The 12244-nt window shown below is 73.7% G+C and carries 10 protein-coding genes; 8 read left to right on the top strand and 2 right to left on the bottom strand.

Annotated elements, in window-relative coordinates; all coding sequences use genetic code 11:
- The first annotated feature begins 66 nt into the window (after positions 1 to 66).
- A complete protein-coding gene (locus Nocox_RS17515) occupies positions 67 to 1632 on the top strand; it encodes an alkaline phosphatase D family protein (RefSeq protein WP_020540117.1) in 1566 nt (521 codons plus the stop codon).
- A 145-nt stretch (positions 1633 to 1777) separates the two neighbouring features.
- Here the strand turns inward: Nocox_RS17515 and Nocox_RS17520 are convergent, their stop codons facing one another.
- A complete protein-coding gene (locus Nocox_RS17520) occupies positions 1778 to 3469 on the bottom strand; it encodes an efflux RND transporter periplasmic adaptor subunit (protein WP_020540116.1) in 1692 nt (563 codons plus the stop codon).
- Between the two features lie 194 nt (positions 3470 to 3663).
- Between Nocox_RS17520 and Nocox_RS17525 the strand changes: the two genes are divergently transcribed.
- From Nocox_RS17525 to Nocox_RS17550, 6 genes are read left to right on the top strand one after another with little or no spacing between them, the layout of a single operon-like run.
- Positions 3664 to 4761: an efflux RND transporter periplasmic adaptor subunit gene (locus tag Nocox_RS17525; RefSeq protein WP_020540115.1), complete on the top strand. Its 1098-nt coding sequence runs from the start codon at positions 3664 to 3666 to the stop codon at positions 4759 to 4761.
- Positions 4758 to 5507, top strand: coding sequence for an ABC transporter ATP-binding protein (locus Nocox_RS17530; protein WP_020540114.1), 750 nt, complete (start codon positions 4758 to 4760; stop codon positions 5505 to 5507). Before Nocox_RS17525 ends, Nocox_RS17530 begins: the two co-directional genes overlap by 4 nt.
- Positions 5504 to 6766 (top strand): ABC transporter permease, encoded by a 1263-nt coding sequence (locus Nocox_RS17535; RefSeq protein WP_020540113.1) that lies wholly within the window; start codon positions 5504 to 5506, stop codon positions 6764 to 6766. The genes Nocox_RS17530 and Nocox_RS17535 overlap by 4 nt, the downstream gene beginning before the upstream one ends.
- Positions 6767 to 6776: 10 nt before the next feature.
- Positions 6777 to 7343, top strand: coding sequence for a hypothetical protein (locus tag Nocox_RS17540; RefSeq protein WP_020540112.1), 567 nt, complete (start codon positions 6777 to 6779; stop codon positions 7341 to 7343).
- Positions 7340 to 8038, top strand: coding sequence for a response regulator transcription factor (locus Nocox_RS17545; RefSeq protein ID WP_020540111.1), 699 nt, complete (start codon positions 7340 to 7342; stop codon positions 8036 to 8038). Before Nocox_RS17540 ends, Nocox_RS17545 begins: the two co-directional genes overlap by 4 nt.
- Positions 8039 to 8043: 5 nt before the next feature.
- Entirely contained in the window at positions 8044 to 9540 is a 1497-nt protein-coding gene (locus Nocox_RS17550; RefSeq protein ID WP_020540110.1) for a sensor histidine kinase, read from the top strand.
- 26 nt (positions 9541 to 9566) lie between these two features.
- On the opposite strand, the gene Nocox_RS17555 is transcribed toward Nocox_RS17550, so the two are convergent.
- A complete protein-coding gene (locus Nocox_RS17555; protein ID WP_020540109.1) occupies positions 9567 to 10943 on the bottom strand; it encodes an FG-GAP and VCBS repeat-containing protein in 1377 nt (458 codons plus the stop codon).
- A gap of 67 nt (positions 10944 to 11010) precedes the next feature.
- Between Nocox_RS17555 and Nocox_RS17560 the strand changes: the two genes are divergently transcribed.
- Positions 11011 to 12240: a cytochrome P450 gene (locus Nocox_RS17560; RefSeq protein WP_020540108.1), complete on the top strand. Its 1230-nt coding sequence runs from the start codon at positions 11011 to 11013 to the stop codon at positions 12238 to 12240.
- The last annotated feature ends 4 nt before the right edge of the window (positions 12241 to 12244 follow it).

Genomic DNA, 12244 nt, shown 5'->3' on the forward strand with positions numbered 1-12244 from the left:
TTGCTGTTCACCGGGCCTTGACTCCCCGGCCATGGGCGAGTCAGAACGGCGGGACATACCTGGTACGTGGACCGCAGAGCCTTCCTGACCGCGGCGGCGGCCGGCCTCGTCACCTCACCGGCGTGGGCCGCCCCCGCCTCGGCCACCCCGTCCAGAACCTCCAGAACCTCCAGAACCTCCAGAACCTCCAGAACCCTTCGCTCCGACCCGTTCACCCTCGGCGTGGCCTCCGGCGACCCCTCGGCCGACGGCTTCGTGCTGTGGACCCGGCTCGCCGCCGAACCGCTCGGCGGCGACGGCCGCGGCGGCATGCCCTCCCGCGACGTCGAGGTGGACTGGCAGGTCGCGGCCGACGAACGTTTCTCCAGGATCGTCCGGTCGGGCACCGCCACCGCCCGCGCCCGCGACGCCCACAGCGTGCACGTCGAGCTGTCCGGCCTGGAGCCGGGCCGCGAGTACTTCTACCGCTTCCGCTGCGCGGGCCGGCTGTCCCCGGCCGGCCGCACCCGTACCACGCCGACCGGCGGGACGACGCCGCTCACGTTCGCCGTCGCCGCGTGCGCCCACTACGAGCACGGCTACTACACCGCCTACCGCCGCCTCGCCGAGCAGGAGCCCGACCTCGTCGTGTTCCTCGGCGACTACATGTACGAGTACGGCCCCAGCGGCTACACCGCCCTGGCCGGCCGCGTCCGTACCCACACGCCCGGCAAGTGCCGCACCCTGGCCGACTACCGGCTCCGCCACGCCCAGTACAAGAGCGACCCTGACCTGCGGCGGGCGCACGCGGCCGCGCCGTGGCTGGTCGCCTTCGACGACCACGAGGTGGAGAACAACTGGGCCGGCGAGGTCTCCAGCACCGGCGCGGCCGGCTTCGCCGCCCGCCGGGCGCAGGCGTTCCGCGCCTACTACGAGAACATGCCGCTGCGCCGCGCCAGCCTCCGCGGCACCTCGCTGCGGGTGAACCGGCGCGTCTCCTGGGGCACGCTGGCCCGCTTCCACCTGCTCGACACCCGGCAGTTCCGCGACGACCAGGCATGCCTGGACGGCGTACGGGCGGGCTGCGACGAGCGGCTGTCCGGCGGGCGCACCCTGCTCGGCGGCGGCCAGTGGCGCTGGCTGGAGGACGGGCTGCACGGCTCCACGGCCCGCTGGAACCTGCTCGGCCAGCAGATCATGATGGCCCAGCGCGACTTCAGGACCGGCCCCGGCCGTGAGGTCAACCTGGACTCCTGGGACGGGTACGCCGCCGAGCGCACCCGCCTCCTCGGCACGCTGTCCCGTACCTCGAACCCCGTGGTGCTGACCGGCGACGCCCACATGCACCACCTGGCCGAGCTCAAGCCCGACTTCGACGACCCGGACTCGCCGGTCGTCGCCAGGGAACTGGTCACCTCGTCCATCGCCAGCGACGGCGACGGCTACCGCGACCGGGAATGGATCTCGGCCGCGCTGCGGGAGAACCCGCACTTCTCCTACATCGACCAGCGCCGCGGCTACCTCATGGCCCGGCTCACCGGGGACGAGCTGTCGGTCGACTTCCGTACGCTCGACCGCGTCTCCCGGCGGGGCGCCCCGGCCAGGACCTCGCACCGGCTCACCCTGCCGGCCGGTTCCCTGAACGCCCGCTGAGAGCGACCTGAGGATCGGCTCAATCCGTCGTCCTCCGGTACGGAGACCGGGGCTCGGCCCGGGGACCGGAGAGGCGGACGCTCGGGCGCGTCAGGCGGCGGGCGCCGGGCTTTTCAGGCGCCGGGCTTTTCAGGCGCCGGGCTTTTCAGGCGTCCGGCCAGGAGCCGTCGGGGAACTCGCCCGTCGTGCCGTCCGAGATCACCACCTGGTCGCGCTCCGTCAGGCCCGAGGTGACCTCGACGTACTGGTCGCCGCGCACGCCCGTCTCCACCACCTTGGCCACGTCCCGGCCGCCGGAGCGGACGGTGACCACCTGCGCGCCGTCCGGCCTGCCGCGCACCGCCGCCGCCGGCACGTAGATCGCGTCCGCCGCCGTGTCCGTGGTGACCGTCACCGAGGCGGTCTGCCCCAGCATCAGGCCGGTCGGGGGCTCGTCGAAGGCGAGGGTGACCGGGTAACGGACAAGCCGGCCGTCCCTCGTCGCGGTCGGCGCGATCGCCGTCACCGTGCCCGGGTAGCGCTCGCCGGGACGGGTCGCCAGCGTGATCCCGGCCCGCTGGCCGAGCTTCAGCCGGTTCACGTCGGACTCGGTGGCCATGGCCTGGACCTGCAGTTCGTCCAGATCGCCGAGGCTGATGAAGGTGCCGGTGCCGGACCGGTCGCCGGGCGCGCCCGCCACCGAGAGGACCGTGCCCGCCGCCGGGGCGACGATGCGGGTGGCCCGTACGGCGTCGGCGGCCTCCTCCAGGGCCGCCTCGGCCCGGTCGACGTTCGCGGCGGCCTGATCCTCGCTGGTGCGTCGGGCGTCGCCGGCGCCGGTCCTCGCCGTGCCGCCGGTGGACGGGCCGGCCGACCGGCCGGTGGACGGGAGGCAGGAGCCGGTGCTCGGGCGGGCCGAGGGCTTTCCGGTCGCGGTCTGCTTCTTCGTGGCGGACGGCTTGGCCGGGGGGGAGCCGGAGGCCGCCGGCCCGTCGGTCTCCCGCGTGCCGCCGTCCTGGGGCTGGGGCTGGGGCTGGGGCTGGGCGGTGGCGGTCGCGGTGACCGTCACCGTGGCCGTGACGGTGGCGGTGACGGTCACCGTGGGCTGAGGCTCGGGCCCGGTCGGCTCTCCTGTCGGGCTGGTGGTCGGGGTGACGGTGGGACGCGAGGTGCGGGTCGGCTCGGGCGCAGGCGAACTCGTCCCGTCATGATCGGCTCCGGGGGACCGGACGGGACCGAGCAACCCACCCCCTGCCGGGCCTTCGGCGCCCGGGGTGACGTCGGGATCAGCAGCCCTCGTCGCGGTGCCGCCGCCGGTCCGGCCGGTGGTCGGGGTGGCCGAGGGAGCTCCGGCAGGGCGGTCTGAGGCGGTGGTGCCGACCGTGGTGGAGGGCTTGCCGCCGGCGGGGGTGCAGTTCGTGCCGCCGCGCGTCGTGGAGGTGCCGGTGGACGTGCTCGTGCTCGTGGTCGTGCCCTGGGGCGGGTCGGTCGCCGTGGCGGTGGACGCTTTGTCCAGGGCCTCCTCGGACGCCGCCAGGTCGGCCTTGGCCGCCTCGTACGCCTCCCGCGCCTCCCGCCCGTCGATCCGGGCCAGGACCTGGCCCTTCTTCACCTTCGTCCCCGTCTTGACGTACACCTTGGTGACGGTGCCGGAGGCGCCGAAGGCCAGGTCGCGGCGGGAGCCGTCCACCGTGCTGCCCGCGGCGCTCACCACCGCCGTGACCTGCCCGCGCTGCGCCGCGGCGAGCCGTACCTGGACGGCGGCGGGGGAGTCGTCGCGCAACGCGAGCACGGCCACGCCCGACCCGGCGGCGAGCACGGCCAGGGCGAGCCCGCCCAGCGCGAAAGTCCGTCTCATGACGGATCATCCTGGCGAAGCAGGTTCGCGGCAGCCTGCGAGCAGCCTGCGGGTTCTCTGTGTGCCCACTGCGGCGGGCCCGCTGTCAGCGAACGTTCAGCTTGCTCGCGGCTGCGGCGCAGCCTGGTGTGCAAGGGTCACCGCTCGTGAAGGTGTCGAACAGGCGCGGATCGCGCAGGAGCCGCGGAGCGCTGATGACCAACGGAGCGCTGGCGGTGCTCCTGCTGGGCGGGGCCGCGTTCGCGTACTCCCGGCTCGGTACGGAGGAGGCGGCGAGCGAGAGCGCCGTACGGACGGTGACAGCCGGCCGCGGAACGGTCGTGGCGGCCGTGTCGGCCACGGGCGCGGTCGAGAGCGCCAGGTTCCGCGCCCTGTCCTTCGGCACGTCCGGCACCGTCGAGAAGATCTACGTCAAGGCCGGCGACAAGGTGAGCAAGGGCCAGATCCTGGCCCGCCTGGACGACGCCGCCGCCCAGGAGAACCTGTCGGCGGCCAAGGCCGCCCACGACAGCGCCCTGGCCGACGGCACGGACACGGCGCAGCTGTACGCCGCCTACGTCAAGGCCCGCAACTCCTACCGCGAGGCGCGGCGGACGGTCGCCGCCACCGTGCTGAAGGCCCCCTTCGGCGGTACGGTCACGGCCGTCAACGGCTCGGTCGGCGCGAACTCCAGCGGCCAGGGCAGCGGGGGGCAGAGCGGCGGAGGACAGGGCACCAGCGCTTCCACCTCCACCTCCACGGCCGGCTCCGGCTTCGTGGAGCTCGCCGACACCACCAAGCTGCAGCTCGTCGGCACCTTCACCGAGTCCGACGTCGGCAAGCTGAAGAAGGGTCAGAGCGCCACGGTCACGTTCGACGCGCTGCCGGGCGTGAGCGCCACCGGCAAGGTCACCCAGATCGAGCCGGTCGCCTCCACCAGCAACAACGTCGTCCAGTACCCGGTCACGGTGACGTTCACGGAGGTGCCGGACGAGGTCCGGCTGGGCCAGACCGCCACCGTCGAGGTCGTCACCGGCCGGGCGGAGAACGTCGTCGCCGTCCCGTCCACCGTGATCTCCACCAGCGGCGGCCAGGCCACCGTCACCGTGCTCAGGCAGGGCCGCCAGACCAGGACCCCGGTGGAGGTCGGCGTGCGGGGCACGACCCTGACCGAGATCAGGTCGGGCGTCTCGGAGGGCGACCAGCTCGTGCCCCCGGCCTCCTCGACCGGCGCCACGCAGGGCGGCAACGGCCGCTTCGGCGGCGGCGGGGGCTTCCCTGGCGGCGGCGGCCTGCCGGGAGGCGGGCGATGACCGCCGGGCCGCGCGTCGTGGAGACCACGCCGGTCCTCCGGGTGCGGAACCTGGTCAAGGAGTACGGCGAGGGCGACACCAGGGTCCGCGCCCTGCGCGGCGTCAGCCTGGACGTCCGGCAGGGCGACTACGTGGCCGTCATGGGCGCCTCCGGCTCCGGCAAGTCCACGCTCATGAACATCCTCGGCTGCCTGGACGTGCCGACCTCCGGGACGTACCTGATCGACGGCGCCGACGTGGGCCGCCTGGACGAGCGGCAGCTCGCGATCCTGCGCAACCGGCGGGTCGGGTTCGTCTTCCAGTCCTTCAACCTGATCCCGCGCATGAGCGCGCTGGCCAACGTCGAGCTGCCGCTCGTGTACGGCGGCGTCCCCCAGGCCGAGCGGCGCGCCCGCGCGCTGGACGCGCTGGAGCAGGTCGGCCTGCGCGACCGCGTGCACCACGAGCCGAACCAGCTCTCCGGCGGCCAGCAGCAGCGGGTCGCCGTGGCGCGGGCGCTGGTCACGGCGCCGGCGCTGCTGCTGGCCGACGAGCCGACCGGCAACCTGGACACCGCCTCCACGCACGACGTGCTCCAGATCCTGGACCGGCTCAGCGAGGCCGGCCGCACGATCGTCTGCATCACCCACGAGGACGACGTCGCCGCGCACGCCAAGCGGGTGGTCCGCCTGGTGGACGGCGAGATCGTCGAGGACCGCAGGCAGGCGCCGGTGGACGGCCCGCCCCCGAGGACGGCCGCCGGATGAACCAGTTCGAGATCCTCCGCTTCGCGCTGCGCGGCCTGCTGGCCAACAAGATGCGCAGCGCGCTGACCACGCTCGGCATCCTGATCGGCGTGGCGGCGGTCATCCTGCTGGTCGCGGTCGGCGAGGGCTCCTCCCGCGCCATCCAGCAGAACATCCAGCGCCTCGGCGCGAACACGCTCACGATCTCCCCGTCGTTCTCGGGCGGCGGCGCTGGAGGGGGCGGCGGCGGTTTCCGCGCGGGGACGGGCGGGGGCGGCAACACCGGCCCGCGCACCCAGGCCCGGCAGCTCAGCCTGGCCGACGCGAAAGCGCTGACCGACAGGACGCTCGCGCCGTCGGTCAAGAGCGTCTCGCCGGTCGTGAACGCCTCCTCGGCCACGGCCGCGTACGGGCCGGCCAGCCACGCGATCCCCCAGTTCGTCGGCACCCACCCGAGCTACTTCGAGGCGATGAACAAGCCCGTCGCCCAGGGCACCTACTTCTTCAACGACGACGTGCTGGCCGCGCGGAAGGTCGTGGTGCTCGGCCGGACCGTCGCCGAGGAGCTGTTCGGCACGGCGGACCCGATCGGCAGGCAGATCAGCGTGTCCGGGGTGCCGTTCACCGTGGTCGGGGTGCTCAAGGAGGCCGGGTCCACCGGCATGCAGGACGCCGACGACGTCGCGATCGCGCCGCTGACGGCCGTGCAGCAGAGCCTGAGCGGGTTCGGCTCGCTCAGCCAGATCGTCGTCCAGGCGACCGGCGCGGACACCACCGCGACGGCGCAGTCCGAGGTCACCGCTATTCTCGACCAACGACATGGCATCACCGGCAACAACCCCGACTACCGCGTGCTCAACCAGGCCACGTTGCAGGAGACCGTCAGTGCGGCGACCGGCACCTTCACCGTGCTGCTCGGCGCGGTCGCCGCGATCTCGCTGCTGGTGGGCGGCATCGGCATCACCAACATCATGCTGGTGACGGTCACCGAGCGCACCCGCGAGATCGGCATCCGCAAGGCGATCGGCGCGCCGCGCGGCGCGATCCTGGGGCAGTTCCTGATGGAGGCCACCCTGCTGAGCCTGGTGGGCGGGTTGTCGGGCGTGCTGGTGGCCTTCGTCGGCACGAGGTTCACCATCGCCGGCATCGAGCCGGTCCTCGTGCCGTCGTCGGTGGCGCTGGCCCTGGGCGTGTCGGTCGGCATCGGCCTGTTCTTCGGCAGTTATCCGGCAAACCGGGCGGCCAAGCTCCGGCCGATCCAGGCCCTGCGCCACGAGTAAGGAGAGTCACATGTCGAAGCTCGACTCCTCGCCGTTCCCCGACGACCTGGGGGAGGAGCTCGCCGCCGAGCCGCGACAGGGCATGTCGAAGGTCACGCTGGCGCTGGCCGCCGGCGTGGTGCTGGTGGCCGGGATCCTCATCGGCATCCAGGCCGGCAAGCTCTCCGGCGACGAGACGCCCGCCGCCGCCGGCGGGCAGCGCCAGGCGGGCGGCACCGGCCAGCAGCAGGGCGGCGGCCCTCCCGGCTACGGCCAGCAGCAGGGCGGCGGCCCTCCCGGCTACGGCCAGCAGCGCAACGGCGGCTTCGGCGGCGGCCAGCGCATGGGCGGCGGCACGTTCGGCACCGTCGAGAAGGTCGAGGACGGCAAGGTGTACGTCAAGACCATGGACGGGAAGACGGTCACCGTCACCACCACCGACCGGACCACGGTCCAGATCGCCAAGCCCGGCAAGGTCACCGACCTGGAGCGGGGCAGCGACGTCACCGTACGCGGCGAGCAGGGCGCCGACGGCTCGGTCACGGCCTCCGCCATCACCCAGGGCGGCTGGCAGTTCCCCGGAGGCGGCCCGCGATGAGCCCCGAGCCCGAGGCCAGGCTGCTGGTGGTCGACGACGAGCCCAACATCAGGGAGTTGTTCTCGGCGAGCCTGCGCATGGCCGGGTTCGAGGTCCTGACCGCCGCCGACGGCCGCGAGGCGCTGCGGGTGGCCGAGGAGAGCGCCCCCGACCTGGTGATGCTCGACATCATGCTGCCCGACCTCGACGGCATGACGGTCGCGGGCCGGCTGCGCTCACGCGGCCGGCGGGTCCCCGTCCTGTTCGTGACCGCCAAGGACACCTCCGAGGACCGCATCGCCGGGCTCGGACTCGGCGAGGACTATGTGACCAAGCCGTTCAGCCTGGAGGAGGTCATCGCGCGCATCCGGGCCGTGCTGCGCCGCACCCGGCGCGGCACCCCGCCGCCCAACCGGCTGCGCGTCGCCGAGCTGGAGCTGGACGAGGAGACCCACGAGGTGTGGCGCGACGGCCTCGCGGTGAAGCTGTCGCCGACGGAGTTCCGGCTGCTGCGGTACTTCATGCTCAACACGGGCCGGGTGCTGTCGAAGACGCAGATCCTCGACCACGTCTGGAACGGCGACTGGCGCACCGACGTCGGCCTCGTCGAGTCGTACGTCTCCTACCTGCGCCGCAAGATCGACACCGGCGAGCCCAAATACCTGCACACCCTGCGCGGGGTCGGCTACATCCTGCGCCCGCCCCGGGGCCTGTGAACGCGATGCCGCGCCGGCTCCGCAAGCACCTGGCCAGGACGCCGCTGTGGCTCCGGCTGGTGTCGGCGACCCTGCTGCTGGTCACGCTGGCGATCACGCTGACCGGCCTGTTCGCCGTGCGGCTGCTGCGCGGCTACCTCGTGGAGCGGGTGGACCAGCAACTCCGCGCTGCCGCCGCCGCCCCGCGCGACGTGCTCCCGCCGCTCGAGCCGCGGCCCGCCGGCACCCGGCCGCTGCGCTTCCTCGGCCTGTTCCACGTGGTGGTGCTGGACGCGAGCGGCGCGCCGGTCCGCACGCTCAGCGAGTCCACCGCCGCGCACACGCCGAGCCTGCCCCGCCTGACCGCCGCCGACGTCGCCGAGCTGCGGGCCCGGCCCTTCACCGTCGAGTCCGCCGACCCCGGAGGCCCCACCTGGCGGGTCGTCGCCGTGCCGGGACGCGACGACCAGAGCCGGGTGATCGCCATCAACCTGGGCGACGTGGACGACACGGTCTCCCAGCTCGGCCTCATCGTCGCGGTGGGCGGCGGCGGCACGGTGGTCGTGCTCGGCTTCGCCTGCCACTGGCTGGTACGCCGCAGCCTGCGCCCGCTCCAGGAGATCTCCCGCACCGCCAACGACATCGCGGGCGGCGACCTGTCGCGCCGCGTCCCCCTCTGGTCCGGCACCACCGAGGTCGGCAAGCTCGGCCGCTCGCTCAACACCATGCTCGCCCGCATCGAGGACGCCGTGCGCGAGCGGGAGGAGGCCGCCGAGTCGGCCCGCCGCTCCGCCACCGCGGCCCGGCGCTCGGAGGAGCTGATGCGCCGCTTCATGGCCGACGCCTCGCACGAGCTGCGTACGCCGCTCACCTCGATCCGGGGGTTCGCCGAGCTGTACCGGCTGGGGGAGGAGAGGGACCTGGACGAGGCCGTCCGGCTCCTCGGCCGCATCGAGGGGCAGGCCGCCCGCATGGGGCTGCTGGTGGAGGACATGCTGCTGCTGGCCCGGCTCGACCAGCGGCGCGCGCTCGACACCCGGCCGGTCGACCTGCTCAGCCTGGCCGCCACGGCGGTGATCGACGCGCAGACGCTGGCCCCCGACCGGCGCATCGAGCTCGTACGCCTCTTCGACGGCGACGGCGAGGTGCTGGTGACCGGTGACGAGCCGCGGCTGGCGCAGGTGCTGGGCAACCTCGTCGGCAACGCGCTCGCCCACACGCCCGGGGGCACGCCGTTCCAGGTGCGGGTGGGCGCGGACGGCGACCACGCCGTGGTCGAGGTGGCCGACGAAGGGCCGGGGTTCCCGCCCGAGGTGGCCGAGCGGGTGTTCGAGCGGTTCTACCGGGCCGATCCGGCGCGCAGCACGGGCGGGTCGGGGCTCGGGCTGTCGATCGCGGCGACGCTGGTGGAGGCGCACGGCGGCGTGATCGTGGCGGAGAGCGAGCCGGGCAAGGGGGCGTTGTTCCGGGTGATCCTGCCGCTCCACCGGCCCGCCGAAGGGCCGGCTCAGCCGAAGGCGTGACGCACCGGCCAGGGGGAGGGCCCGGCTCAGCCGAAGGCGTAGCCGTACAGGCCGGGGCCCCTGGCGATCTCGCGGACCTTGCCCAGCCGCAGGCCCGGCGCGCGCGAGCCGGGCGCGTACAGGACCAGGCCCTGGCCGGGCGCGGACACCACGAGCCCCTGCGGCGGCGCGCCCCGCTCCAGCGTACGGAAGCGCCCGCCGCCCGGCAGCGCCGCCAGCGCGGCCCCGAAGTCGTGTCCCTCGCCCTTGACGAGCAGGTTGCCCTTCCGGGTCAGCCCGCCGCCCGCGCCGCCGGCCAGCACCTGCACCGCCCGCTCACCGGGGACGCCGACGGCCAGCTCGTCGCGGCCGTCGCCGTTGAAGTCGCCGGTGGCGAGCGCCGCGCCGAACCGGTCGTAGTAGCGGGGCCGGCCCTCCAGGCTGTTCTGCGACCACGCCTCGGCGCGGGCGGTGCTCAGGCCGCCGCGCGAGCCGTAGAGGACGTCCACCGTGCCGTCGCCGTAGTCCATGGCCCGCTGGTTCGCGCTGAGTCCCTCGCCCGGCACGCCGATCGCCAGGTCGTCGTGCCCGTCGCCGTCGAAGTCGCCGGTGGCGAGCGCCGCGCCGAAGGCGTCCCACTTCTCGGCGGCGCCGGCGATGCCGGGCGTGCTCTGGGTGAGCAGCCGGGCCCGCTCGCGGCGTACGTCGACGACCGTGACCGAGCCCTGGCCGTCGTGGGTGACGCTGTCGGCGGGCGCGCCGATCGCCAGGTCGTCGCGGCCGTCGCCGTCGAAGTCGCCGGTGGCGAGCGCCGCGCCCCACTGGTCGGTGACCTGCGCGCCCTGCCGCACCCACGTCGTCCGCTGGGTGACCAGGTACGGCTCGCGGCCCTTCAGCCCGTACACGGCGACGGCGCCGCCCGAGCGGTGACCGGGCGCGCCGACGGCCAGCTCGTCCACGCCGTCCCCGTCGAGGTCCCCGGCGGCGAGCGCGGCCCCGAACCGGTCGCTGGACGGCTCGGGCAGGGCCAGCTCCTCGCCCCTGACCAGCCCGGCGGGGGAGCCGTTGAAGAGCTGCACGACCCCGTTGCCGTCGCCGCCGGGCACCCGCTCGCCGGTGAACTCCTCCGACACCCCGACCGCCAGGTCCGCGCACCCGTCGCCGTCGAAGTCGCCCACGGCCAGCGCCGAGCCGAACGAGTCGCCCGGCTCGGCCCCGTCGCCCTGGGTGAGGGTGACCTTCGTGCCGGAGCCGTACAGCACGGCCACCGAGCCGGCCCGGTCGCGGTCGTAGGGGGCGGCGACGGCGAGGTCGGGGCGGCCGTCGCCGTCGAAGTCGAGCGGGTGGCCGCCGCACGGGCGGGCGGCGGGGCCCGTGCCGGAGGCGAGCGGAAGCACCAGGAGGGCGGCGAGCAGCGCGTTCATACGACCAGTGATGTCCCCTCGGTGCGAACCCGGTCTTAACGCGATGGGAACGTGCCAGGATGGTCGCGTGCACATCGATCTCGCGGACTTGGATTTCTGGCGCAAACCACTGAAAGAGCGGCATGAGGCATTCGCCCGGCTCCGTGAGCTGGAGCATCCGGTGTTCTTCCCGGAGAAGAAGGTGCCCCTCCTGCGCTCGGGCAAGGGCTTCTACGCCCTCGTCCGGCACGCGGACGTGGTCGAGGCCAGCCGCAACGCCAAGATCTTCTCCAGCGAGCCCGCGGTCACCAACCCCGAGCCGCCCGGCTGGATCAAGCAGGTGTTCGGCGAGTCCATGGTCAACATGGACGATCCCCGCCACGCCCGGCTGCGCCGCATCGTCACCCGCTCGTTCAGCCCCAAGATGCTGGCCGGCCTGCAGAGCGACATCGAGGCCGCCTGCACCCGCATCGTGGACGACCTCGTCGCCGAGGGCCCCCGCGACTTCGTGTCGCAGGTCGCCGCCCGCCTGCCGATCCACGTCATCTGCGACATGCTGGACATCCCGCAGGAGCTGCGGGACAAGGTGCACCAGCACGTCGACATCTCCACCGCCTACACCGGCGTACGGCCCAGCCTGGCCCGCAGCGTCCAGATGGCCGGCCAGAACATGCTGGCCCTGCTCGCGCTCCAGCGCATGGTCATCAAGCTCGGCCACGAGCGCGCCGCCGACCCCAAGGGCGACCTCGTCTCGCTGCTGGTCACCGCCAACGTCGACGGCGAGAAGCTGACCGACAAGGAGCTCGGCTCGTTCTTCTCGCTGCTGCTGGTGGCGGGCAACGAGACCGCGCGCAACACCATGGCCCACGGCCTCAAGATCCTCACCGACAACCCGGCGCAGCGCGAGCTGCTGATGAGCGACTTCGACAAGCACATCGGCAACGCCATCGAGGAGATGGTCCGCTACGTCTCGCCGATCATGCAGTTCCGCCGCACCGTCACCGAGGACTACTCGCTGCGCGGGCTGGAGCTGAAGAAGGGCGACAAGGTCGTGCTCTTCTACGGCTCCGCCAACCGCGACGAGACCGTCTTCCCCAACCCGGACACCTTCGACATCACCCGCGAGACCAAGCCGCACGTCGGCTTCGGCGGGCCGGGGCCGCACTTCTGCCTCGGCGCCAACCTCGCCCGTCAGGAGATCCGCACGATGTACCGCGAGCTGCTGACCCGCCTGCCCGGCCTCCGCGCGACCGGCGAGCCCGAGCTGCTGCTGTCCAACTTCGACAACAGCGTCCGCAGCCAGCCCTTCACGTTCTGATCGC

Source organism: Nonomuraea coxensis DSM 45129 (assembly GCF_019397265.1).
In the GTDB taxonomy this organism is placed as follows: domain Bacteria; phylum Actinomycetota; class Actinomycetes; order Streptosporangiales; family Streptosporangiaceae; genus Nonomuraea; species Nonomuraea coxensis.